The sequence below is a fragment of the Tunicatimonas pelagia genome, assembly GCF_030506325.1.
GTDB classification, from domain to species: domain Bacteria; phylum Bacteroidota; class Bacteroidia; order Cytophagales; family Cyclobacteriaceae; genus Tunicatimonas; species Tunicatimonas pelagia.
Genome location: NZ_CP120683.1, coordinates 1,848,453 through 1,872,253 on the forward strand (window position 1 = coordinate 1,848,453; position 23,801 = coordinate 1,872,253).

20 protein-coding genes and 1 pseudogene are annotated in these 23,801 nt (G+C 53.6%); 6 read left to right on the plus strand and 15 right to left on the minus strand.

Annotated features, from left to right (window positions below):
- Positions 1-5 precede the first annotated feature (5 nt).
- The 5 genes and pseudogenes from P0M28_RS31060 to P0M28_RS07765 form a co-directional block, all read left to right on the plus strand.
- Positions 6-254 (plus strand): annotated as a pseudogene (locus P0M28_RS31060) (2Fe-2S iron-sulfur cluster-binding protein); the annotation flags it as partial.
- Entirely contained in the window at positions 255-989 is a 735-nt protein-coding gene (locus tag P0M28_RS07750) for an adenylate/guanylate cyclase domain-containing protein (RefSeq protein ID WP_302209167.1), read from the plus strand.
- 108 nt (positions 990-1,097) lie between these two features.
- Positions 1,098-1,799, plus strand: a complete 702-nt coding sequence (locus tag P0M28_RS07755) for a sensor histidine kinase (protein ID WP_302209168.1) — start codon at positions 1,098-1,100, stop codon at positions 1,797-1,799.
- A 3-nt stretch (positions 1,800-1,802) separates the two neighbouring features.
- Positions 1,803-2,342 carry a YceI family protein gene (locus P0M28_RS07760; RefSeq protein WP_302209170.1) on the plus strand — a complete coding sequence of 180 codons (540 nt, stop codon included), beginning with the start codon at positions 1,803-1,805 and terminating at the stop codon, positions 2,340-2,342.
- Positions 2,343-2,354: 12 nt separating this feature from the next.
- Entirely contained in the window at positions 2,355-3,287 is a 933-nt protein-coding gene (locus P0M28_RS07765) for a SphA family protein (RefSeq protein ID WP_302209172.1), read from the plus strand.
- A gap of 18 nt (positions 3,288-3,305) precedes the next feature.
- On the opposite strand, the gene P0M28_RS07770 is transcribed toward P0M28_RS07765, so the two are convergent.
- The 12 genes from P0M28_RS07770 to P0M28_RS07820 all read right to left on the minus strand — a co-directional run bounded on the left by P0M28_RS07770 (position 3,306) and on the right by P0M28_RS07820 (position 18,537).
- On the minus strand, positions 3,306-4,664 hold the full coding sequence (locus P0M28_RS07770) for a TolB-like translocation protein (protein ID WP_302209173.1): 1,359 nt from the start codon (positions 4,662-4,664) through the stop codon (positions 3,306-3,308).
- A gap of 9 nt (positions 4,665-4,673) precedes the next feature.
- Complete coding sequence (locus P0M28_RS07775; protein WP_302209174.1) at positions 4,674-6,131, minus strand: AGE family epimerase/isomerase; 1,458 nt, start codon at positions 6,129-6,131, stop codon at positions 4,674-4,676.
- Between the two features lie 2 nt (positions 6,132-6,133).
- Positions 6,134-7,162: a right-handed parallel beta-helix repeat-containing protein gene (locus tag P0M28_RS07780; RefSeq protein WP_436841394.1), complete on the minus strand. Its 1,029-nt coding sequence runs from the start codon at positions 7,160-7,162 to the stop codon at positions 6,134-6,136.
- Positions 7,093-7,359 (minus strand): hypothetical protein, encoded by a 267-nt coding sequence (locus tag P0M28_RS31230; protein ID WP_436841402.1) that lies wholly within the window; start codon positions 7,357-7,359, stop codon positions 7,093-7,095. Before P0M28_RS31230 ends, P0M28_RS07780 begins: the two co-directional genes overlap by 70 nt.
- A gap of 140 nt (positions 7,360-7,499) precedes the next feature.
- Positions 7,500-8,378 (minus strand): sugar phosphate isomerase/epimerase family protein, encoded by an 879-nt coding sequence (locus tag P0M28_RS07785; RefSeq protein WP_302209175.1) that lies wholly within the window; start codon positions 8,376-8,378, stop codon positions 7,500-7,502.
- Complete coding sequence (locus tag P0M28_RS07790; protein ID WP_302209177.1) at positions 8,365-10,503, minus strand: outer membrane protein assembly factor BamB family protein; 2,139 nt, start codon at positions 10,501-10,503, stop codon at positions 8,365-8,367. Before P0M28_RS07790 ends, P0M28_RS07785 begins: the two co-directional genes overlap by 14 nt.
- 97 nt (positions 10,504-10,600) lie before the next feature.
- Positions 10,601-11,344, minus strand: coding sequence for an enoyl-CoA hydratase/isomerase family protein (locus P0M28_RS07795; protein ID WP_302209178.1), 744 nt, complete (start codon positions 11,342-11,344; stop codon positions 10,601-10,603).
- Between the two features lie 4 nt (positions 11,345-11,348).
- Positions 11,349-12,872, minus strand: coding sequence for an acyl CoA:acetate/3-ketoacid CoA transferase (locus P0M28_RS07800; RefSeq protein WP_302209180.1), 1,524 nt, complete (start codon positions 12,870-12,872; stop codon positions 11,349-11,351).
- Between the two features lie 102 nt (positions 12,873-12,974).
- Positions 12,975-14,573, minus strand: a complete 1,599-nt coding sequence (locus P0M28_RS07805) for a sodium:solute symporter family transporter (RefSeq protein WP_302209181.1) — start codon at positions 14,571-14,573, stop codon at positions 12,975-12,977.
- Between the two features lie 5 nt (positions 14,574-14,578).
- Complete coding sequence (locus P0M28_RS07810; protein ID WP_302209182.1) at positions 14,579-15,766, minus strand: mandelate racemase/muconate lactonizing enzyme family protein; 1,188 nt, start codon at positions 15,764-15,766, stop codon at positions 14,579-14,581.
- Positions 15,763-16,692, minus strand: a complete 930-nt coding sequence (locus tag P0M28_RS07815; protein ID WP_302209184.1) for an aldo/keto reductase — start codon at positions 16,690-16,692, stop codon at positions 15,763-15,765. The genes P0M28_RS07810 and P0M28_RS07815 overlap by 4 nt, the downstream gene beginning before the upstream one ends.
- Positions 16,693-16,704: 12 nt before the next feature.
- Positions 16,705-18,537: a right-handed parallel beta-helix repeat-containing protein gene (locus tag P0M28_RS07820; protein WP_302209185.1), complete on the minus strand. Its 1,833-nt coding sequence runs from the start codon at positions 18,535-18,537 to the stop codon at positions 16,705-16,707.
- Positions 18,538-18,727: 190 nt separating this feature from the next.
- Here P0M28_RS07820 and P0M28_RS07825 point away from each other — a divergent pair, with 190 nt between their 5' ends.
- The gene (locus tag P0M28_RS07825; RefSeq protein WP_302209186.1) at positions 18,728-19,597 is read left to right on the plus strand and encodes an AraC family transcriptional regulator; all 870 of its coding nucleotides are present in this window, start codon (positions 18,728-18,730) and stop codon (positions 19,595-19,597) included.
- Positions 19,598-19,676: 79 nt separating this feature from the next.
- Here the strand turns inward: P0M28_RS07825 and araA are convergent, their stop codons facing one another.
- The 3 genes from araA to P0M28_RS07840 all read right to left on the minus strand — a co-directional run bounded on the left by araA (position 19,677) and on the right by P0M28_RS07840 (position 23,794).
- Entirely contained in the window at positions 19,677-21,185 is a 1,509-nt protein-coding gene (araA, locus tag P0M28_RS07830; protein WP_302209187.1) for an L-arabinose isomerase, read from the minus strand.
- A 139-nt stretch (positions 21,186-21,324) separates the two neighbouring features.
- Positions 21,325-22,026 carry an L-ribulose-5-phosphate 4-epimerase gene (locus P0M28_RS07835; protein ID WP_302209188.1) on the minus strand — a complete coding sequence of 234 codons (702 nt, stop codon included), beginning with the start codon at positions 22,024-22,026 and terminating at the stop codon, positions 21,325-21,327.
- Positions 22,027-22,096: 70 nt separating this feature from the next.
- A complete protein-coding gene (locus tag P0M28_RS07840) occupies positions 22,097-23,794 on the minus strand; it encodes a ribulokinase (RefSeq protein ID WP_302209189.1) in 1,698 nt (565 codons plus the stop codon).
- Positions 23,795-23,801 lie beyond the last annotated feature (7 nt).

Here is a 23,801-nt window from a genome sequence, read left to right on the forward strand (position 1 = left end):
AGGGTATGGCATTAACTGATTTACATGCATCTTCGCAAGCCAGCCCACAACCGCCGGTAGTGGGAAAGATTACCTTCGCACCCGATAATGAGGAAGCGGACATCTTCAAAAATGAAAGCATCTTGGCGTGTAGTCTCAGGCTGGGTATCCCTCATTATCACGTATGTGGCAGAAAAGGGCAATGCTCTACCTGTAGGGTTTTCGTCGCGCATGGGTTGGCTAACTGCTCCCCGAGAAATACGCTGGAGCGCGCCATGGCGCAACGTTTAGGATTTCCTCCCCACCTTCGGTTGGCCTGTCAGACGAAAGCGACCCGCGGCGAGGTGGTGCTAAAGCGTCCCGTTTTGGATCACATTGATCTAAAGATCATCCTGTCTGCCAACTCGCGAGATATTTCCAAGTCTATCGGACAGGAGCAACGTGTTGCCGTGGTTTTTACCGACATGGTGGGCTTTACTAGTTTCTCCGCCGGAATACCGTATTACGATGTTGCTCATTTGCTCAATAGGTATTTTCATCAAATGGGTGAAGTAGTGGGAGAGCATCACGGACAAATTATTGACTACTATGGCGATGGATTTTTGTGTGTATTCGGTGGCTACAACAAAGGAACTTGTCCGGCACTCATGGCGACAAAGGCTGCCCTAGCTATGCAGGAAGCGATGTTTCAGCTAAATAAATACTTCATGCTGCTCTACGGCAAAATAGTACAAATACGATGCGGTATAGCTTATGGCCAAGCGATATTGGGTTGGCTGGGAGCCCGTGAAGCAGAGAAGTATTCGGTAGTAGGAGAAGTGGTGAATGCGGCCAGCAGAATCGAGCAGTACAACAAAAAGCTAGGCACGCATCTGCTGGTATCGGATACTGTTTTTGAGAAAATCGAAGACCGTGCAATCACGGGTAAAGTAGAAAAAGGTGCCACGCTGAGAGGCTTGGACAAAGACTATACACTCTATGAAGTACTCAAATTAAAAGACTTGACATGAAAAAATTATCCAAAATACCTCTTAACAATAACAAAACCGGAGCCGGAAAGAATATTCTACACTTCGTAACCACTGTCCTCTTTAAACCCTAATTGAAATCTTACTGATATGTCTACGTTTGTTTCCCATCATCAAGATCAGTGGTTCACGCTTATTCACGACCTTTGCAATCCGGTGAGCAACATCCAGGCGATTCACGGTCTATTGCAAAAGGAATTGGTTTCCGACCACGGTTCCCGTAGCCAAGAACTGCTCGATATGTTGCAAGTGTGCTGTGCGGAGGCTGAGCAATTGCTTACCGGTTTGATGCGGCGAACCGTAGGAGAAGCCTCTGATCCGCTATCTTTGCAAAAAACAAGCCTTTGTGCCTGCCTGGAAGACTTTATCCCTCGCTACGAAGCGATGGCTACCCAGCGCGGCCATACGTTTCAAGCTTCTCTGGAGGAAAAGCAAAGCTGCGTTCTTATTGACGAGAATAGCTTTCCTCGTATCCTCAACAACCTATTTAGTAATGCGCTTAAGTTCACCCCGGCTCCCGGTACTATCCGGTTAAGCACCCGACAATTTGGTAATACCGTACAGATCAGTCTGGAAGATACAGGTGTGGGTATACCTTCGTCGTTAATCACGAGTCTGTTTACGTTGGGAAAATCTGCTTCTCGCCCCGGCGTACGACAGGAGGCATCGTACGGGATGGGTTTACGGATTGTTTGCCGATTGACGCATCAGCACCACGGCACCGTTACGGTAGACAGTACCGTAGGACAAGGAAGTCGGTTTACTATTCATCTGCCTCTACTCGACCGTTAACCTATGAGCACTCATTCACAGAAAGTCACCTGGCATATTGATCCTGAATATTCGAGTATTCACTTCAAAATCAGGCACTCGGGGCTGGCTACTTTAAGCGGAAGCTTTGACCAGTTTGAGGGTACTGTAGAAACAGAAAACGATCAGTTCGCTAAAGCGGATATCCGGGCAAATGTAGAGGTAGCCAGCATCAACACTGGCTCGGCGGATCGTGATGCCCAGTTACGGTCCGCCGATCTTTTACAAGCCGACCGCTATCCTTATATCACCTTTATCAGCAAGGGCTTAGTCGCCGACGGTAGCCGGACATTGCTGAAAGGTCAACTAACCATCGGTGACCAGACCCGGCCGGTGACCTTCCGAGCGTACGTTGGTGGTACTCGAATTGACCCTTCCGGATGTAGAAAGGCTCATATTGAGCTATCCGGCACCGTGCATCGGGAAGCGTTTGACCTGGAGTGGCGGGGTGCGTTCGAGAAAGCCCCGCGGGTAATGAGCGATACGATAGAGGTTCTGATGAGAATACAGTTGGTTTTGGTATAAAATTCTAAGACAATGATCACACTACGCTACTTCTTTTTATTGCTCCTCAGCGGCACCTCCATATCGGTGGGCTGGACCCAAGATCCGGTGCAACCTGCGCTAAATCTGGGGCTAACCGGAATGTTGGATGGTGCTCCACCCGCTACCGGTCTGTTTTATTTTAGCTACCTGGAGCATTACGCCGCTGACGAATTGGTCACTCCGGGCGGACGGATACCTATCGACCTGGATGCAACAGTGTGGCTGCATCAGCTCTCCTACATTTCGGAAAAGAAGGTGCTGGGCGGTCACCTGGGGAGTACGGCACTTTTTCCGATAGTGCGATTGCAGGGAAGCGGACAGGTAGGCACCGATGGGGACGGACAGCCGGTGATGCTCACGGAAAACCCCGGTATCGCGGGCGACCTGGTGATTACGCCACTGATTCAGTGGTTTGATAAACGGCTGTTCGGTAAACCCTTTTTTCATCGGTTTGAACCCTCCTGGATTATTCCGGTAGGCAGCTACAACCCGTCGTATTTGCTCAACCCCGGTAGCAACCACGTTTCCTTTCAGCCCTTCTACGCCTTCACGCTGTTTCTGAGCGACCGCTGGGCCCTGTCGCAGCGGCACCACTACGTCTACCATTTCGAGAATCCCGGAAATAATTGGCAAACCGGACAGGCTTACTACGGAGTGTATTCGGTAGAGTACCGACTTGATCCGGCCTTTTGGGTAGCCCTTCAGGGATACGCGCTGCACCAGCTTACCGAAGATCGTGTTCACGGTGAGATTTCCTCTGCCGCTATCCGCGAGCGAATAGCCGCGGTAGGCCCATCCATCAACTATTTTATCAAGGGGTGGGTGATTGGCATCAAAACCCAAGTAGAGTTTGCCGCCCAGGGACGCCCCGAAGGAATACGGAGCCGGATTCGTGTGGCAAAATCACTGACGAGCCGACAATAACCATAGCATGTTTGAATGTCACACGATCTTCGACAGATCGGCCACCAGTACCTGCCGCTGACCCTGAGGGGCACCGTTAAAGCACACCTGCCGATAGTCGCGGCTCCACACGGGGTGGGCGTCCAGTTTACTCGGTCCCCACGACCGAGGAATATCGTAAGCTAGTTGGGTAAAGACGGTACAGATCGTGTGCTCCTGCGGTGTCTTCAAATCTAATAATCGGATGGGTACCTCTCCGTCAGCAGTAGCAAAGTCTTTTTCCATGGGGTAGGCATCGGCCAGCAGGTAGCGACCATCGGGGGTGATGCTAGGATGACCGCTTCCCTGGTGCTCAGTACTCAATATCTTAAAATCGCTACCATCGTAGCGAAACTGACAAAAGCGCAGGGTATCCTCTCCTAGCCAGGTTGGGGTGAGGTTCATGATAATATGGTTACTATCAGGATGCCAGGTGGGATGATGCCCCCCTTGCGTCCACTGCTGACGGGTGATTACTTCTTGCAACTCCTCACCTTGCCGATCACAGGTAAGTAGGGTTGGGTGACGGCCTTTCCTGTTGGTTTCCGGCAGGAAGGGGTAACGAAGCACCAACATGATGCGTTCGCCATCCGGACTGTACTTGGTGTGGAAGAAATAGAAGGTGCCTCTCTGATAAAAGTCCGGGTCAGAGAGGCGGGCGGCGGCTTGTTGTAAGCTCACCAGCAGCCGTTTCTTACCTGTAGTTATCTCTATTTCCCACAGTCCCTCGTCGGGGGCTGCTCCCGGGGGCAAACGTTCAAAACTATTCTCGCTGGCCGCAACCGCCGGGGGGCCGTAGGCATACTGGGTAACATTGAGGTACTCCAGGGTAGGACCGATCACCGTTTGTCGCCAGGGGTCTACATCGTACTGTGGTCCCGTCAGCATTAAGGTTTCTTCGGTTTCCAGATCAATCCGAACGCCGACCGCGTGTTGGTTATCAATCACATCATTAGTGAACAGATAGCGGTCGTTGTTACCCCAGTGCAGGTTACCTCCTAGCTGGTAGCCCCAGCTTCGCGTGGTATAAACGGTACGAATGTGCTGTTCCTCCAGATCAATGATACAAATATCAGCCCGGTCGCCCAGTACGGTGATACGATCCTGATACGGTAGCCGGGTCACGGCCAGGTAGCGGCCCGAGGGGCTCCACGGACACACGTCGTAGTAGGTGTTGGTGTAGAATCCATCGGAGGGGGTCACCTGCCAAATGTCGCCGATGGTGTTGCCGGGCCGGTACCGACGAAACTTGTAGCTCCGGGGTTCAGAGAACGGATTAGCACAGTCCCAAACTCCCGGGTTGATTGTTACGACGGCTAGTCCGGCCGAGGTAGTAGAAAGAAAGGTTCTCCGGTTCATCGTGAGGCGTTAAAAGCTCCAGTCGGCGGTAGCTTCCGAAAGCTGATTGTTCAGGGCTAGGTGAAGGCGTAATAGGCCCGACAGCAGGTCACCTACTCCTAGCTTGGCTTCGTAGTACAGGTCGTTGTTTTGGCGCACAAAGAGGCCGTTGCTCCACAGCTGCTCGACGGCCGCATCGGCGTAGCGGCGGGCATGGTCCAGATACTGGCGGTCGTTGGTAAGCTCGTACAAATCGAGGTTAGCGCCAATAGCCTCCCCCAAATTCTGAGCACTGTACGTATCGGGTAAAGACTGACGGTTGGCGATCATGAGCGCCTTTTCAGCCATACGATACACCGTATCCGATGACTCTCGTTGAGCGATGTAGGCAGCTACCCGACCCAGCGACAGCAAACTAGATGAGCCGTAGCCCTGCTTCCAAGGAGTAGCCCAGCGAGTGTTTTCCGGTGGAGTACCGTCTAGGTTGAGCGCACTGTAGTATTTTTGCTCCGCTTCATTCCAGCCGTAGCGATCGTAGGCGCTCAGTAGGGTCATAGCCTGCTGCTTCATGGCCTCGAAACCACTCATCTCGCCCGCTTTGTAGAGCCAATAGGCGTACAGGGCCGTATTGCTCAGCTCGGCATCTTTGCCTCCGCCTTTCGGAGATTTGTGATACAGTGTGCCGAATACCAAGTCGGTGCGGTGGTCGCGCAGGTTCCAATAGAGCGTTCCGATCTGCCAGCTCTTTTCTTTCCACCCCTCGTCACCAGTTTGCCGATGCAGAAAGGCAAAGGAGTACGCGTAGAGGGCAGCGTGCTTGATCCAAGGCATCACTTCTTGCTGGTAGGTCACCTTGTTCCAAATGGCATGACGGTTAAACAAATGCGTTTGTACGTCGGGACCGTTGAAGTGGTACTTAAGCCCCTCGATAGCACGTTGCGTACGGGCCGAATCGATACTCCACAGCCGTTCCCAAGGCGGTGTCCAAGCAATGAGTTCGTGAGGCATCTTGAAGTAATTGCGCTGATCGATGAAAAGTTCTTCCGCCACTGATACCGTGTCGGTGTAAAAGTTATAGTACAAATGTTCACCCCAACCAAGTAAGCCGGTTTCGGGATGCTGGGTACGCTTCAGGAATGCCTGGGAATAATCGTGCGCGGCTTGTCGGTAGCGAGGGTCAGCCGTAAGCTTACTCAGTTGATCAAAAACCTGTAGGGTGAGCACATCGTGGTAGTAGTTACTTCCCCCCACCGCCCGGTCCGAAGGACGCACGCCAGGCGTAGGCGGGACACTCCGGATGGGCACCGAACGATCGCGCGTGTCGATCACCCCCGCCCAGAAGGGAGTGTGGTGAGGGCCGTAAGTATCCAGGCCTACCGACAGCAGCGTATCAGCAAAGGTTTGCACGTACTGTAGATAGTTTTGAGCATCGGCTGGTTGGCTAACACTAACGAGCAGCAGCAATACCAGGTGTTTATAGCGCATCATGTCTAGAATTTTTTCAGTTCTTCAATAAACTGATCCAGTAGCCGGGTATCAAAGGACTGGTACTTTTTGCTCGCCTTGCTGTAGTGAGGTTCTGCTACGTAACTCACGTTACCGATCACCTGCGTGCTGTCGCCCCGGGAGAGAATATCGCCCTCTTGGCAGAAATTGATGTTGTTGGCCGTAATCAGGTTGCTGAAGCAGGTGCTGTCTTCGTAGATGCCGTACTGCATGGCTGGCACTACCGGCCAGTTAAAGATTGCATTACTGCTGATCGTAAGCCCTTTGGATTCATTCTCAATCAGTATACCATGGTAATGGCTGATTTCTTGGCCTTCCTTGGGGGCTTTGATAAACGGCCGATCCCCCGTCACGATCAGGCTATCTTCCTGCGGATTGGCCAGATTGATGCTGCCGTTATCAATAATGTTATTACCCGTGATGGTGCCCCACAGCGCATTACGGAGCACCAGGCCGTGCCCGGTATGCCAGCAGAAAATATTGCTGCTGATGTTGATCTCGTGCGAGGACTCCACCACCACGGCATCGTTAGAAATCTGGTAGGTGCGGCAGCCTGACAGCAACACGCTATTACTACCGTTGTGCAGGTGAAAACCGTAGCCTTCGGTTTGGTATACCTGACACCCTACGATGTTAGCCACCAGGGCCTTATCACACTCAATCCCTTTCTGTCCGCCGTAGACTATGCAGTTAGTCACAAGGTTGGGCACGTAGTCACCGCCGCGGCCACCCCGATCCAATTCCTTCAGCAAGATACCGCTGACGCCGGAATCAGCGACTTTGGCTCCGCGGATTTCGCACAAAAAGGAGTCGTCGCTCAACACGATGCCATGTTGCTGCATGCCTACCACCAGTACATCTTCCACTTGGCAGTCGCCACAGTGGTCGAGTTGAATGCCGACTTTGGCCCGGGCATGGTCCCCCCGAATGCTGAGATCAGAAATTATTGTGCGGTTGGCATCTCGACCCAAAAGAACAGTTCCGGTATCGTGGTCTTCGCTGGGTTGCAGCACGCTTCCCGAGCCGCTGCCGCGCAGCGTAACGTAGGAAGGCAGCGTGATTTGTCGGCGTAGCAGGTAGGTACCCGAATGCAGGTAAAGCTCTCCGCCGCTACTAATCGTGTCCAAGGCATACTGGATCGCCCGGTCGGCTTCCGGCGAGGCAAAGTGCTCCTGTAAATCAACCCGTCCCCGTACGCGGTACTGATCATCGCGTTGGTAGATTTCGTAGGATTGGAGGGTGGTGATCGCAAAGACCGCCTCGGACATCCACAAAAGGTGGACAATAAGTAGAAAGGATTTAAGGAACATATTTGTTTTGGTTTAAAGGGTTTATCTTCTTCTGACTCTTTTATTCGGTAAGCACTTTCCATGCACGGCTACTTTCTCTCAAAAGTTGTTCGGGAGGCAGTTCAATACCGTAACACTGCTGTCCGATGGCACCGCGATACCCCAGTTTTTTGAGCATACGCACAAATTCCAGAACGGAAAAACTCCCCTTCCCCAGGGGTTGAATCAATTGGTCCCAACCCATCCGCCGCGTCGCGCCTGCTTCGGCTCCCGACACGGAGACGACAAAGAGTTTGGGCAAAATTTGGCGCAAGCTGTTTTCAATATTTTGTGCGTCATCCGTTTTCAAAAAATGGCATAGGTTAAAAGTAACGCCAACGTTCGGTCGGTCTATCTTTTCAGCAATGCGGTAGGCATCGGAAGGAGTTTCTACCAAAAATCCATAGTGGGGATACAAGGCAATCCGTATACCATGAGCTTGAGCGGTAGCAGCGAGTTCGCTCAGAATTGCCACTACCCGTTCGTCGGCAGCCGGATCGGAAGGATCAAACCGCTGGGAGCGAACGTTGACCCAGATGATCCAATCCTGGTTAGCAAAATGAGGAATGATGTCGTGCCAGCGCGCATCGTAAAAGGGGGCATCGTCGATAGTGACAGAAACATAGCTCGTAAAAATTTTCACACCTTCTTCGGCGAAAATCTTTTTGCCCGCCAGTATGGTAGCCGGATCGTTGTATTCAATACCCGCGTAGCCGTAGTGCCTGAGCCATTCGGCTTGTTTCGCCAAAGAGACTGCTTGTTCTCCCGGTTGCTGAAAAGCGTTGCTAAAAATAAACAAGGGGTACTTTCCTTCCAGTGTTTGCCCTTTGGATTCGTTCAACAGGGCCAAACTCAGGAAAGCAAGGATGCCGACGACAATGAATTGACTACTCCGTTTCATGCTGGGGTGGTAAATTATCAAGCAAACCGTACGTGACGTATCCTCCCCGAAATCCGGTGGCAGGATCAGGGCTCAGTCCGATAGTAAGGTACTGTTGCCCATGAATCGCGTAAGTGCTGGGAATGGAGACCCCACGCCCTGGAAGGTCGGTTTCCCAAAGAATTTTCCCGGTCGCTTGGTCGAAAGCCCGTAGTTTTTTGTCGCCCCCCACTGCGGCGATAAAGATCAGTCCTCCCCCCGTAGCGATCCCCCCACCCCGGTTGTAGGCACCCGTATTATAGATTCCTTCTTTGGCGAGAGTTTGATTCTCACCCAGGGGAACCTGCCAAACAATTTCACCCTGATTAAGGTCGATTGCCGTTAGGGTTCCCCAAGGGGGCTGTAGGGCAGGATAGCCGTTTTGGTCTTTAAAGAAATCATAGCCCGAAAAAAGGTACGGACGAGCGTCGTCTTCCGGCGCGGGTGAAAAGTTATCTACTTCGTTAACTCCTTCGTCTAAGTTTTTGAGATAGGCAATCAAAGAGCTTTTTTCTCGTGAAGAAAGATAGTTAAAAGCAGGCATGGTGCCCATCCCGTTCTTCAATAAGCTCCGCAACCCACTAGCACTGTATTGCTGCAACTTAACCGTAATATTCGGGGCAAAGTCGCTTCCTTGCTTGTCCGCCCCGTGGCAGGAACTACAATTCTTTTGGTACAACGACGCACCACTGACGGCCCCCTCAACCGTTTTGCGGGGGGCACGATTATCAATCATTTGCAAGAACCACGGCACGTCGGTGGCGTTGACGAACAACATCCCGGTGTTGGGGTTAGCAGAGGCCCCCCCCCAATTCGCACCACCATGAGCAGCCGGTACAATGACTGATCCTTTCAGATTGGGCAATGCGTAAACGTCCGTCTGATACCCGTTTTCTTGAATTTCCGCTTCAATGTATGCCCTGGTATCGAAAAACAGCCGACTAATGTATTCGGGGCGAAACCCCTGACGGGCAAACGGAGAAGGTTGTGTCGGAAACGGTTGCGTGGGCCACGGCTTTTCGCCGGGCAATCCGCCCGTAGTAGGTACCGGCCGCTCCTCAATGGGAAAGAGCGGTTCGCCCGTTTCGCGGTCGAAGGTGAAGACGTATCCTAATTTAGTTACCAACGCCACGGCATCCACCCGATGCCCGTCGTGGTTCAAGGTCAGCAAATTAGGGGGAGAGCCATTGTCCCGATCCCACAAGTCGTGGTGGGTTGTCTGAAAATGCCAGATTCTTTTGCCTGTCTTAGCATCCAACGCGAGTAAGCAATTCGCGAAAAGGTTTTGTCCCTCACGATCGCCGCCGTAAAAATCAAAGGAGGGTGATGCGGTGGGTACGTACACGATCCCTCTTTCGGTATCCAAGGACATACCTCCCCAGCAGTTGGCTCCACCGTTATTGCGACGCGCCCCCTTTGGCCAAGTATCCGAACCAAATTCTTCCGCTTTCGGAATGGTGTGAAAAGTCCAAACCAGCATCCCGGTGTGAACGTTGAAGGCACGGACGTCTCCCGGTAACGAGGGAAGTTCGTCGGGCACCTTGCAGCCAACGATGAACAAGTCGTCGTAGATAACGCCGGGAGCGTTGCTGGTTACAGCGAGTTCTGACTTTAAGGACGGATCGTACGCTAACCCGGTAAAAAAATCGAGCTTACCCCCGTGGCCAAAGTTCGAGACCAGCTGACCCGTACGGGCATTTAGCGCGTACAGGGTGGTCCCGTGTACGAATAGAATCCGGTCTTCTGTTTTCCCCTGGCCATCGTAGAAAGTGACCGCTTTCATGTTGGTACGGACGGCACTACTGTCCGGCCGAAATGACCATTGTTTTCTACCGCTCAATGGATTTAATGCTACTATTCGTTGCCCCGGAGTGTAAACATACATTACGCCTTTGGCAACCAGCGGATTGAAGGCAACCATTCCACCGTTCGCGCTGTCCTCTTCGTACCGCCAGACCTCGCGCAGATGCTCAACATTTGTGCGGTTGACCTGATCTAGCGGAGAGTATTTATTATCGCTGGCGTACGTTCGCCACTCCCTTTCATTTAGGGATTGATTGTCGGTAGTCGTCTGCTCCTGACAGCTCCCCATTAAAGTAAGCAACAAAACAGCCCCAGTCACTACTAAGAGTTCAAGCTTTGTAGTTTTCGTGGATATAGAACTTTCAAAACTATTTGGTGGAGTGTTAAGGTGTGTATTCATATTATCTGTTTGGTCTCTCACGGTCTTTTTCTCGTAATAACTGTTGTAGGGCCAATCCATCAAAGGCAATTACTTCTTGACTGACCACTGAGGCTGAATGTAACCCACTCTTTGCCAGGCGAACCGCCGAAGGGGAAAGTGCACTTAGGGCTTCGGTCAGCTGCTCAGTGGCAGTTTCTAACTCTGCTGCGGAACAGACCCGGTTGATTAACCCCCACCTGTGCGCCTGGGCGGCCGTAAGCCGTTCACCGAGCAGGATCATTTCTTTGGCCCGGGCTTCGCCCACCAGACGAGGCAAACGGAGCAGCCCGCCCCAACCGGGCAACCAGCCGTGCTGTAGTTCGGGTAGTGCCAGCAAGGCGTCCTCCGTCGCGATCCGAAGGTCGCAGGCGAGGGCCAACTCCAGCCCTCCACCCATTGCGTAGCCGCGAATAACGGCTACCGTAGGCTTCGGGTAGGTCGCTACCTGGTTAAACACCCGGTGCCCTAGCGCAATCCACTGCGGTAGTTCATCTTCTGACAACGCCCCGAAGGCTTTCAGATCAGCTCCTGAGGAAAAAGCCCGCTCTCCAGCTCCCTGCAACACTACCGCTCGCACCGCATCATCCGACTCGGCTTCAGCCAGACGCGCTTCCAGGGCAAGCAGCATTTCCTGATCCAGGCAGTTAAGTTTCTTGGGGCGGTTTAGGGTAAGGTAGAGTACCGAGGACGCATAATGCGTCAGTAGGGGGGCGGATGGGTTCATGGGGTCAGGCTTTCGTAAAATGGTGTTCGTTCATGGTCTTTAGGTCGCTGCTCACCGCGGGGGTGAAATCCATCATCGCCAGCACGTCCTGTTCCAGGTCTACGCCCGGAGCGATCTCGGTCAGCTCGAGTCCTTCGGCGGTAAGGCGAAACACCGCTCGTTCGGTGATGTACTGCACTCGCTGGCCCTGCTGCCGGGCGTAGTGCCCGTTGAAGGTTACTTGCTCTACCTCATCGACAAACTTCTTGATTTTTCCGGGGTGCTGCACGGTGAGCTTCCCGTCGGAAGCTGCTACCTCCGCTTTGGCCGCCAGAGAGCCGCAGAAGACTACCCGGGGCGTAGGCTGCGAGATGTCAATGAAGCCGCCGCAGCCGGTCATCGTTTTACCAAACCGACTGGAATTGACGTTGCCCGCCCGGTCTACCTGGGCGAACCCCAGGTAACAAATATCCAGACCACCTCCGTGAAAAAAGTCAAACTGGTAGCCATCGTCCACAATGGCCGAAGGATTGTACATGGCTCCGAAGTTGAGACCCGTACTAATCACTCCATCAATCTGTCCCTGCTCAATAAGAAACGTAAGCTCATCGAGCCGACCTTGCTCCCGAGCCACAATGGGCACCCCGTCAGGAATGCCGTAACCCAGGTTGACAAAGCTGCCTTTTTCCAGTTCCTGGGCCGCTCGTCGGGCCACAATCCGCTTGATGCCGACGAGTGACAGATCATCGCCCTCGTACGGGGCTTGCCGATCGACCATCGCCGGTTCGTAGTCGGTGATAAAGGTCATGGTTTGTTCGGGCACTTCTACCACATAGTCGATCAGCACGCCAGGCACCTTCACCTGTACGGGTTTGGCGTGTTGGTCTTCTCGCACTTGTTTCACCTGAGCGATCACTACTCCACCGTTCGCTCGGGCCGCTTGCGCCAGCGAGAGCATCGAAAAGGTGCCCACCTCTTCTTCCATCGTCAGGTTGCCCCGGGCATCCACCGAGCTACCCCGAATAAAGGCTACGTCAATGCGCGGGGCGCGGTAAAACAGATGCTCTTTACCACCTATAGCAACGGCTTCTACCAGTTCCTCGGTAGTAAGCTTATTTACTCGTCCGCCTTCGTAGCGCGGATCCACGAACGTATGTAAACCGATCTTAGTGAGTAGACCCTCTTCTCCACCCGCTGCCGACCGTAGCAGGTGACTGAGTACCCCTTGCGGAAAATTGTAGCCCTCGATTTTTTCCTCCCGGGCCAGCGTAATCATCCGGGGGGCGTTTCCCCAGAAGCCACCGATGTTGCGCCGCACCAGTCCTTCGTGAGCGATGTGGTTGAGACCTCGCCGGTCGTTGTCACCGATACCGCAGGCGTGGTAGGTGGTGAGGCTCCGGGGCTGCCCGGTGTTCCGGAATCGCTCGCCAACCGCCTCGAGCAGACGATCGGGTACGTTGTGGCCGGCTCCAGCACCACCAATCGCTAGGGTAGCCTGGTCGGGAATCAAAGCCGCAGCGTCGGCGGCAGTTATGGGTTTAGGCATCATTGTGATTTAATTTTTTCTGCACTGCTACGAGCTGAATCACACTCAGCCAACAGCTTAATCCCCACCAACGATTCAATAATTGCTTTTTCATTGTTCAATTGTTTAGTTAAAAATCAGATATAATGCGATCATGACGATGGATAAACCTCCCCACAGTCCTAGTACCCACTGCGAGGGGGTGTACTGCAAATTGGCGTACGACTGACGAAGTGTAGGAAAATCCGCTTTTTCTTGCACCTCTTTCTGATCTGACCAAGGGGTCCATGACACTCCGATCATCAACACCAGAATAAAAGCGAACAGAAAAAAGGATACCAGCAGAAAGTGCGGCCAGAAATTTGGTTCGGGCACCTCCGACAACTGGAGAAACCCCACCGTCAGGCTCAGTGCCGAGCCTACGATCAGTCCGATATTCGCGGCCCGCGTAGTCATCCGGGGCCATAGTACTCCCAGCAGAAATACCGCTGCCATGGGCGGAGCCAGGTAACCTAAAATGGCTTGAAACAGGCTGAATAAATCCATCCCCTTGATCTGGTCCAGACCCAGGGCAATGAAGATCGCTAATACTGTCCCAACCAGCACGACCATCCGCCCGATCCTCACCTGCTGGGCGGACGAAGCATCGGGGTGGTAGCGCCGTCGGTAAATGTCTACCGTAAAGACCGTACTCAACGAATTTAGCGCCGAGTCTATGGTGCTTACCAGCGCGGCGATCAGCACCGCCATGATCAAACCGACCATTCCCGTCGGCAACAGACCCGTCACCATTGTCATATAAGCTTCGTTCTCGTCGGGCAGGTTGGGGTACAATAGGTAGCAAATGATGCCGGGCAGAATAAATAAGGGTACATCCAGTATTTTGAGCCAACCGGTCAGGTTGGTGCCCAATTGTCCCTGCTCCAGGCTGCGGGCCCCCAGCACCGACTGCACCATACTCTGATCAGTACACCAGAACCAGATACCCAGCACCGGGTAGCCTAATACAATCGCTATCCAGGGATAGTCCGGATTATCCGCGGCCAGGAACAATTGTCCGTAGTCGGCCGGCAGTTCGGTGAGTAGTCGATCTATGCCGCCCAACTCGTGCAGCCCCACCCCCACCAGCACCGCGGAAGCGACAATCAGCAAAATCATCTGAAACACATTAGTGATCGCAATGGCTTCCAACCCACCTGCTACAGCAAAGAAAGCTGCTAACCCCATCAGCGCACTTACCGATGCCCCAAGGGGCCAGGCCATGATCTGACTGACCAGCAACCCGCCAGCGTACAGGGTCAGCCCCAGCCAGGAAATCAGGATGGTCACTAGTGAGTACCAAGCCAGCAATTCGCGCGTAGTGTTGTTAAAGCGTTTACCCATAAACTCGGGCAGGGTACTGATGCCAGTATTTTTGTAGTGGGGCGCAAACACCAATGCCAGCAGGCCGATAAAGATGAAGGCGTACCACGAAAAGTTTCCGGCTACCACTCCGGTGGTATAGCCCACCGCGCAGGAAGCGATTAGCATGGATGGCCCCACGTTAGTACCCCACATGGTGAGCCCAATACTATACCAGCGTAGCGAACCTCCCGCCAAAAAATAGTCGCGCTCGCTGCTTTTTTTCTTTCGGAAGCTGACATACGCTCCAATGCCTATCAGCAGCAGTAGGTAAACCGCTACCACGCCGAAGTCCAGGGCTTGTAAGTGCTGGTGAATATTCATGTTAGTCATTGATCATCATTCTTCCAGACAGCCCGGTCAACAATCTGTTTTTTCTTCTCTAGGCGTTCCCAGTCTACTTCCGCCCCAATGCCCGGCACTTCGGGCACCGTAAAATACCCGTCTTGTACCGTGGGGCCTACTCGCAGTAGCGAAGCCATCACTCCTACTACTGGCTCCAGGTACTCCAGCAGTGCCTCACCGCCTACCACCGCTAGGGCTGACGCATTGATGTGCGACGTACCGCCTCCGCTGAACGTCAGTTCGTGCCGACGAGCCAGATTGGCTACCGATAGCCATTCGTGCAGGCTGCTGATATGCCCAGCGATGGGTTGCATATGCTTTACCCCGGCCCGTACCAGTGAAGGAAACACCAAGGCTGAGCGCTCCGACTCGCCGTAGGAAATAGGTATTGGTGAATGCGCGCATAGTGCCTCAATCTCATGCAGGGCTGCTGAGTGGATTGGCTCTTCCAGCCAGGCAATGTCCAGGCTACCCAGTGCCTGGCTCAATTTCTGCGCTTTCGGCAGACTCATAGACTGATTAGCATCAATGGCCAGTTGGGTTTCAGAGCGCAGGGCTTCCCGCACCGAAGTGATGCGGACCAGGTCTTCCTTCACGGTGGTGGTCAGGCTGCCGAATTTTATCTTGATGGTTGTGTAGCCTTGGGCTTCCCAGGCGAGGCATTCGTCAACTAGTTCGCTGCCCGTAAGATGAATACCGCCCCCACTGGCGTAGGCTCGCACCCGAGGGCTACGGCCACCCAGGTAACGAAACAAGGGCACTCCCTTTCGGCGGGCGGCCAGATCATGAAAGATTCGGTCCAGATGACCCAGAGCCAGAGCGGCTCCGCCCCGGAAGCCTTCGTTGCGAATGCCCCAGTAGAGCTTACGGTAGAGTTCTTCGTAGGTATTCTTTGGGGTCTCGAGCAGTAGTGAAACAAAAACGTGCCGGAGCAGATCAGTCGCCGTCGCTGGAAACTCACATTCTCCCCACGCGCCACTGCGGTCAGTAAGTCGCACAAAGCAGGCTCGGTAGGAGGTAAACGGCCCCATAGTAGCGTCATAGAAGGGACGCGCAAACTCAATCGGGGCTACGCAGCGCATCTCGACCAATTGAATGTCAAATTGCTCGCGATGGATGGGAGTTTCCAAAGTAGGTAGTGTTACTGTAGCTGATGGCTCAATGTTCTTCATTGGATCAAGTTGGTCAATTCTTCGAAAAGAGTTTCCTCCAGCATACCGGCTTCACAATCGGCCAGAGTATCGGTAAGTTGCGTCATATTTTTCGCCCCCAGCACCAAGTAATCTACTTCTTGCATGGAAAGCAGATAGCGGTGCGCCAAGGCGGACAGTTTGATTCCCAGTCGCCGGGCCAGTTGTTCAGCTTGTTTTGCCCGAACCAGGTCAGCGGATGAAATCCAGCTCGGTGGATGTTGCTGGTATCGCTCAAAGCGGTTTCCTAACAGTCCCATCAACAGGGCACTGCCCTGGTAGGTGGTCAGGCCGTGGGCACGGAAGAAGGGAATATCGAACTGTAAACCATCCAGACAGGCTGCGTTGAGGTTGTTATAGCTCATCACTACGTCAAAAACTCCCCGTCGAATAAACTCGTGAAATGCCGAAGGCACGATGCCTCCCAGGCCCAGTGCTTTCGCATGTCCGGCTTGTTTTACTTGCTGCATAAAGTTAACAACTTCCGAAGTGCGGTCGGCAGGCACCTTGTTGGGTTCGTGCAGGAAGAGCAAATCCAGGCAGTCGGTACCGAGTACTTTCCGGCTCTCCTCCACGCTGCGCTGCATACTGGCCAGCGTATAATCGTTCGTTTCCTGGTCGGCCGCATCAGCCCGGAGCTTACCCACTTTGGTGCTAACGAACGGACGTTGACCTCGCCACTGCCGCAGGGCTTCGCCGACGATGATTTCGGCCTGACCGTAGGCCGGGGCCGTATCCAGCTGTTCAATACCATTTTCCAAAGCGTACAGTATCGTCTTCACCGATTCATGACGGTTGACGGTGCCCCATACCCCGCCGAGCCCGGCCGTACCTAATACCAGTCCGGGCAAGGGACCATCGGAACGATAGGCAGGACGAATAGTGGCAGTTATTTTTGTGGTGTTCATAGCGTAGTTACGTTACTCTTCGGCTCGTCCTATTGATGCCGGAGGGCTTAGGATATCCTGGTACCCTGGTTCTATCCCGGCCTGCTTCACAACCTGCGGCCCCACGTGCTGGGAGGTGCGGTGCAGGGCGTGTTTAAGCAGTATGATACCGGTCTGGTGAAGATTGAGTTGGTCGGCAATATTGTCTATAGCGTTCTCTTCAATGACGAAGGGATGCTCGGCGGATCCCCCGGTCTTTTCATCACAGTAAATGGCGTACTTGATGCTTTGCCAGGGTTTCTGGGGGGGCGACAGGTCGTGCAGATAGTTGCGGTAAATCCGGGTGCCCGGCTGATAAGACAAGGTGTAGATCGCCGCCCCGTCGTTGAGTAACTTCACCACATTACTGATATCATTGTAGGCAATCAGATTATTTGCCATCGCGTTCGGTTGATCGGTCCAGCCGTAGCCTACACTAATGCCCGAGTAGGGTAAGTCGCGAATGGTATTGTGGGTGATTTGCGCCCCCTGCGGATACCCGGCGGCAATACCCACACAGCCAACATAGTCGCGAGCTACCCGTTCGATCAGGTTGTTGGTAATGGTGTCACCGTAGCAGATTTCGGTAGTGTCAGCCGGTTGGTAGGGCATGTGATATTCTACCGAGGGGGCTTCGGTGAATTTAGCCAGAGCCACCGCACTGCCCGCGATGTCACTAAAGCGGTTACCTACCACCGTGCAGTGGCGCGTACCGTAGTGCAGGTCAATGCCGGTAGCACCCAGGTTCCGAAATTCGTTGCGCGCAAACGCCACCCGTTCAGCATAAGCTACATACACGGCCGCCGGGGGGCGGTAAACATATTGGTCATTATTGGGCTCCGCCCGGTAATTGTGCTGTCCGGCTTGGGCGTTCAGGTAGCCGTGCTCGCTGGCGTACGTCCAGTTGGAGTACTGAAACGATAGATTCTCAAACCGTAAATTCATCACCGGATTTTCCCGCGTCCCCTGCACAATCAGTAAAGTGTCGAGCGTAGGGCACATCACCGAAGCTTGGTTCATGCTTCCTTCTTCGCCCGGTTGGTAGTAAAGGGCACCGTTCGCCGGGTCATGGTACCACTCCCTTTCGGTATCCAGTAACGAGCGGGCATTCTCAAAGTAGAGCCGGTGGATAGGTTCGTGCATTGGGTAAGGGCGATTGAACAAAATCTTGGATTCGTTCTCCGCGAAACTGACGCGGGAATACTTTTGAAAACTCAGGCCGTAGGAATGAACTTCTCGCACTCGCAGGTAGCTTTCGGCCCAACTCTGCAGCAGTAGCATCTCGAGGTCTGGCCCGGCTTCGTTCAACACAGGGTGTTGTCCCTGGATCAGTAGCTCCTGGTCTTCGTAGTCCCAAGCGGTACTTTCCAGAAACTCACCCTCGTTGGGATATCGGGCGCGTACTGCCCGCCGTCCGTTGACGTAGAGTTGCCGAAAGGCCGCATCAACTACTTTCGCCTGATAAACGTCCACCTCATCCGACTCCTGCCACCCGCTTACTTTTCGGCCACTGTGGATGACTACCTTCCCTTTATCTGAACCCCGGTAGGTGACCTGATGATTAGCAGACCCGCCGTCCTCGGGGCCGAAGCGGAGCGGTTCTTCCAAAAGATAGCTGCCTGCATCAATCTGCACGACGATATTCTGCCGGGCATTCTGAACAGTTTGAACGGCCTGCTGCGCCCGGCGGACGGTACGAAAGGGGGCCACCTCGGTGCCCTCGTTTCCATCATTCCCTTCCGGTGACACGTAAAAAGCTAACTGTCCGAAGACCGTTGTGGGTGTAAGTGCAAGAAGGGTGAATAGTAGGGTTGCTGCGTAAGTCATAAAAATGGTGAAGCTGATTCAAAGTAATAAAATTCCACCCGGACATACGCACACGATCTTGTAGCTTTATAGCACTATTTTAACCCTCGTTTTTAATCAGGTAATTAACACTCTTTTCTTTACGCTCGTTTTGTCAGAAAAACAGTGAAACTCGTATTTTTTACCAGAATAGTGTTAGCTTAAGGACAAAATGAAGACACTGATAGAAAAATGGACTCCTCCGAACCAAAGCTCATTTATCAGCAAACAGTACAAGGTAAAGACCGGCTTCGCCCGCTCCGCAGAGATCGCCATGCGTACTCACGAGGAATATGAGATTTCCGTGCTGATGGGGTGTAGCGGAAAGCGGATAGTCGGTAATACGATTGAAAATTTCTCTGAAAACGACCTGTTCCTGATCGGCCCGAACGTGCCTCATGCGGTGCAGCCCGACAACTACAAGCTGGGTAAGGTCATCACGCTACATTTTCTAAGAAATAGTTTCGGTGGCGACTTTTTTGACCTACCTGAAAACGGAAAAATTGCCGATCTGCTGAAAGAAGCGCAACGCGGAGTAGCATTCGCAGAGACTGACATTCCTTTTTTTTACCGGAAGATGCAAAAGATTGACCGGTTGCGCGGGTTTGAGCGGGTGATGGCTTTCTTTCGATTGCTTCACACCATGGCGCTCAACGAACAACGCCGGGTACTATCGAGCCGGGGCTTCGCCCCAGTCGCCAATCAGCAAACCTATCAGGTGGTAAACAAAATCTACGAGTACATTATCAACCGCTTCGCGGATCAGCACATTTCACTGGATGAGATTTCTGCTCAGGCGAATATGTCATCGGCAGGCTTCTGTCGTTTCTTCAAAAAGCACTTCAGCAAAACCTTCACCAGCTTTCTGAATGAAGTACGGGTCGGACACGCCTGTAAACTGATCCAGCAGACCGATCATACCATCGCCGAAATTGCGTTTGCGTCGGGCTATAATCAACTTACTCACTTCAACCGGCAGTTTAAACGCGTCGTCGGTTACAGTCCCCGTGCGTACCGAAACGAGCTTCATCAGCAGTCTTAGGTATGTCCACTATCTTAACCGGTTGATAAGTTTGTGTCCTTTCCGACTATCATGTTCACCAATATCCCGCCTAAGGCTACTAGCGGAACCCCGACATAAGATGATAATAGGCTTCGTTATGACGTAGCTCATTGCGGAACTCAAACAAGCGGGTGTCCCGCTTGATCCGCACGCACTCTATTCCGGCAATCGTCGCGAAGTCTTCCCAGTGTTCACTCGTCAGGTTTTGACTGTACACGGTGTGGTGGGCCCCTCCGGCGTGAATCCAGGCCGCGGCAGCCGTCTTCAGGTCAGGAAGTGGTTTCCAAAGAACTCGCGCCACCGGCAGCTGGGGCAGGTCAGCCTCGGGTGTAATCGCTTCTACCTCGTTGACCAGCAACCGAAAGCGGTTGCCCATATCGATGATTGAAGCGTTTAATGCCGGACCCGGAGCGACATCAAATACCAACCGGACGGGGTCCTCTTTGCCCCCGATACCCAGCGGATGCACCTGACAGCTCGGCTTATGCTGCGCAATGGAGGGGCAGATTTCCAGCATGTGCGAACCGAGTACGCTCATATTATCAGGGCGGAAATGATAGGTATAATCTTCCATAAAGGAGTTGCCGCCGTCCAGTCCGCTCGCCATCACCTTCGCCGCTCGTACCAGAGCCGCGGTTTTCCAGTCTCCTTCGGCTCCGAAGCCGTAGCCCGCCGCCATCAGCCGCTGCACCGCGATCCCCGGCAGCTGCTTCAGGCCGTGCAAGTTCTCAAAGGTATCGGTAAAGCCCACAAAATTTCCGTCTTCCAAGAAAGCTGTGAGGCCCAGCTCGATCCGAGCAGCCTCCCGCAGCGAAGCGCGCTGCGCCCCTTCTCGCCCTAACGCGGTAGCCAGCTCGTACTGGTCTTCGTACTCGCCCGTCAACCGCTCAACGTCCGCCTCGTTTACCTGATCGACGAAAGCAACGACGTCGCCGATCCCGTAACCGTTTACGGCGTAGCCAAGCTGCATCTGCGCCGCTACCTTATCACCTTCGGTGACGGCCACCTCGCGCATGTTATCACCGATGCGCGCAATGTTTGCCCCTTGCGCGTCGTGCCAGGCCGCAGCGACTCGCAGCCAGACCGCCAAGCGCTCTTGCACCTCGGTATCCTCCCAGTAGCCGACCACCACTTTGCGTTCGATGCGCATCCGGCTCATCATAAACCCAAACTCTCGCCCCCCGTGGGCCGATTGATTCAGGTTCATAAAGTCCATATTGATGCCGGACCACGGGATGTCGCGGTTGAACTGTGTGTGGAGGTGCACCAACGGTTTGCTAAGCGCACTGAGTCCGCGAATCCACATTTTAGCCGGTGAGAAGGTGTGCATCCAAGCGATGAGCCCGATGCAATCGGTAGCCGCGTTAGCCTCCTGGCACAGTTGATAGATCGCCTCGGGCGTAGTCAGTACCGGCCGGTAAACAACCCGCAGCGGTACGGTAGCGGAAGCATCCAGAGCCTGGGCAATCTGTTGCGAATGCTCAGCTACTTGCTGTAAGGTCTCCTCACCGTACAGATGCTGGCTACCGGTGATAAACCAGACTTCGTAGTGTGTTAGATTGATCATGGTTGGTTTGATTGTTGATTGCAGGTGAATAGGTTACGGGTGAAACGAGTTGCGGGTAAAGTAATCCTAACTCGCAACTCGTTCACTCGCAACCCGTAACCCGTTCTCCATACTCCCTTTTCATATTTTATATTTTAGTTCATTGTCCGTAGTAGGCATCCTTACCGTGTTTGCGTTCGTAGTGCTTACGGATCAGGGTCTCCTTCAGGCGAGGGGTATCCGGACGTACTTGCCGGGTTAGCATTGCCATCCGAGCGACTTCCTCGAGCACCGCGCTATTGTACACCGCTTGCCGGGCGGTAGCGCCCCAGGTAAAGGGCGCGTGGTTAGCCACCAACACCATTTCTACCTCCTGATGAGAAAGGCCTTTGTCTTTAAAGTAGTTGATAATTTGAAAACCGGTTTCATACTCATAGTCTCCCTGAATCATCGCATCATCCATTACCGGAGCGCAGGGTACATCTACTGTCAAATGGTCGGCATGGGTAGTACCGAAGATGGGAATATCAATTTGAGCTTGCGCCCAGGCCGTAGCGTAGGTGGCGTGCGTGTGGGCGATGCCGCCGATATTTTCCCACTGCCGGTACAGCACCGCGTGCGTCTTGGTATCAGAGGAAGGACGTAGCTCTCCTTCCACAATCTGATTGTCAAAGTCCACAACGACCATCTTATCGGGACTTAACTCTTCGTAGGGTACTCCGCTGGGTTTGATCGCAAACACCCCCCGAGCGCGATCCGCGGCACTGACGTTGCCGAAGGTGAAGAGCACCAAGCCGAGGGCAGGTAGCTGCAAGTTGGCTTCGTAAGCTTGGTCTTTAATAGCCTGATATTTTTTGCTCATGCGTGTCTTCTGTTTTCTTGGTCACTTGTTGAATACTGAGACGATCAACGATCGCACCATTATCGAAGAGTTATCTATTCAGCTCTGACTCAATGAACTTTCCAAACCGTTGATACTGCTCGTAGCGACGTTGGTACTGGCTTACCACTTCGGGATTGGGTCGATATTCCGCATCGAAGCCCGCGCCCATTCTATCCATTGCCTCACGCACGGTAGCAAATTCCCCGGCCGCCGTGGCGGCAAACATCGAAGCGCCCAGCGCGCAGGTTTGCTCCGCCCGGGCAATCTTTATGGGCATGTTCATCACATTGGCCATAGTTTGCATAATGAAGGGGGACTTCTTGGCCACTCCGCCCAGTCCAATCAATCCCTTCACCGGTACTCCTTCATCCTGAAAACGCTCAACGATGCGCCTAGCCCCGAAGCAGGTCGCTTCCACCAACGCCCGAAAGACGGTCGGAGCGTCAGTGCCGAGGCTCAGATTAAATAACGCGCCTTTGAGCCGTTGGTTGGCATCCGGAGTGCGTCGGCCATTCAGCCAGTCGATAGCCAGAGCACTAGATTCGTCCATTGGAATTTTTTCGGCCGCTTCGCTCAGTGCCGGAATCATCTGATCCAGCACTTCCTGCTGCAACCGCTGCTTTGTGCTTTCATCCATCAGGGTTGATTTCATGACGACCTGTCGTAGTGGCCATATGAGAACTTCTTTAAACCACGCGTACACATCGCCGAAGGCGGATTGTCCGGCTTCTAAGCCTTCCATACCCGGGATTACCGACCCATCGACCTGCCCACAAATACCGCTTACCGGTTTGTCGTGCAGGTCCTCTCGTGGAGCGACCAAGATGTCGCAGGTAGAAGTCCCCATCACTTTGCTGAGGTAGTAGGATTCAATCTGTCCGCCCACGGCTCCCATGTGCGCGTCAAACGCTCCGACACTCACGACCACCTCGGGGCTCAGTCCGAGCCGCTCGGCCCATTCGCCTGACAATGTTCCGGTTGGCTGATCCGATGTATGCGTCTGCTCGTACAAGCGGCTACGCAGCCCACTGAGCAACGGGTCCAGACTGGTCAGAAAATCTTCGCTGGGTAGGCCGTCCCAGCGGGGGTGCCACATCGCTTTGTGTCCGGCCGCACAGCGGCTGCGCTTCATCTGGTGAACGTCAGTACCTCCGGTCAGCAGAAAGGGAATCCAGTCGCAGTGCTCGGCCCAGGAATAGGCTGCTGCGCGCACTGCCTCATCGGTACGCAGCACGTATAAAATTTTTGCCCAGAACCATTCGGAAGAGTAGATACTTCCCTCGTAGCGGGTGTAATCGGTCTCCCAGCAGTGCGCCAGTTCGTTAATCTCCTGGGCTTCCTTCACCGCGGTATGGTCTTTCCACAGCACAAACATCGCGTTGGGGTTCTGAGTGAAGTCGTCGTTCAGGGCCAACGGAGTGCCACTTTGGTCCAGCGCGCAGGGCGTAGATCCGGTAGTATCAACCGCGATACCCGTGACCCGCGCCGCACTTCCAGCCGGGGCCTGTGCCAGAGCTTCGCGAATGCAGTGCGTGAGTCCTTCTACATAGTCGAGTGGGTGCTGACGAAACTGGTTGCGCGTGACATCGCTAAATTGCCCTTGTTGCCAGCGCGGGTAGGCAAATACAGCGGTACTCAGGATCGTACCGTCGGCGGTATCGATAACTACTGATCGAACCGAATCGGTGCCGTAGTCAATGCCGATAACGCAAGGGGAAGAAGATGTGGTTGTCAATTCAGATGGCATGTTGAAT

Excerpts from the sequence above, each read along its gene's own strand:
- P0M28_RS07750 (WP_302209167.1), top strand. The coding sequence starts at position 255 with ATGGCGCAACGTTTAGGATTTCCTCCCCACCTTCGGTTGGCCTGTCAG.
- P0M28_RS07755 (WP_302209168.1), top strand. The coding sequence starts at position 1,098 with ATGTCTACGTTTGTTTCCCATCATCAAGATCAGTGGTTCACGCTTATT.
- P0M28_RS07760 (WP_302209170.1), top strand. The coding sequence starts at position 1,803 with ATGAGCACTCATTCACAGAAAGTCACCTGGCATATTGATCCTGAATAT.
- P0M28_RS07765 (WP_302209172.1), top strand. The coding sequence starts at position 2,355 with ATGATCACACTACGCTACTTCTTTTTATTGCTCCTCAGCGGCACCTCC.
- P0M28_RS07770 (WP_302209173.1), bottom strand. The coding sequence starts at position 4,664 with ATGAACCGGAGAACCTTTCTTTCTACTACCTCGGCCGGACTAGCCGTC.
- P0M28_RS07775 (WP_302209174.1), bottom strand. The coding sequence starts at position 6,131 with ATGATGCGCTATAAACACCTGGTATTGCTGCTGCTCGTTAGTGTTAGC.
- P0M28_RS31230 (WP_436841402.1), bottom strand. The coding sequence starts at position 7,359 with ATGATCAGTACCGCGTACGGGGACGGGTTGATTTACAGGAGCACTTTG.
- P0M28_RS07785 (WP_302209175.1), bottom strand. The coding sequence starts at position 8,378 with ATGAAACGGAGTAGTCAATTCATTGTCGTCGGCATCCTTGCTTTCCTG.
- P0M28_RS07795 (WP_302209178.1), bottom strand. The coding sequence starts at position 11,344 with ATGAACCCATCCGCCCCCCTACTGACGCATTATGCGTCCTCGGTACTC.
- P0M28_RS07800 (WP_302209180.1), bottom strand. The coding sequence starts at position 12,872 with ATGATGCCTAAACCCATAACTGCCGCCGACGCTGCGGCTTTGATTCCC.
- P0M28_RS07805 (WP_302209181.1), bottom strand. The coding sequence starts at position 14,573 with ATGAATATTCACCAGCACTTACAAGCCCTGGACTTCGGCGTGGTAGCG.
- P0M28_RS07810 (WP_302209182.1), bottom strand. The coding sequence starts at position 15,766 with ATGAAGAACATTGAGCCATCAGCTACAGTAACACTACCTACTTTGGAA.
- P0M28_RS07815 (WP_302209184.1), bottom strand. The coding sequence starts at position 16,692 with ATGAACACCACAAAAATAACTGCCACTATTCGTCCTGCCTATCGTTCC.
- P0M28_RS07820 (WP_302209185.1), bottom strand. The coding sequence starts at position 18,537 with ATGACTTACGCAGCAACCCTACTATTCACCCTTCTTGCACTTACACCC.
- P0M28_RS07825 (WP_302209186.1), top strand. The coding sequence starts at position 18,728 with ATGAAGACACTGATAGAAAAATGGACTCCTCCGAACCAAAGCTCATTT.
- araA (WP_302209187.1), bottom strand. The coding sequence starts at position 21,185 with ATGATCAATCTAACACACTACGAAGTCTGGTTTATCACCGGTAGCCAG.
- P0M28_RS07835 (WP_302209188.1), bottom strand. The coding sequence starts at position 22,026 with ATGAGCAAAAAATATCAGGCTATTAAAGACCAAGCTTACGAAGCCAAC.
- P0M28_RS07840 (WP_302209189.1), bottom strand. The coding sequence starts at position 23,794 with ATGCCATCTGAATTGACAACCACATCTTCTTCCCCTTGCGTTATCGGC.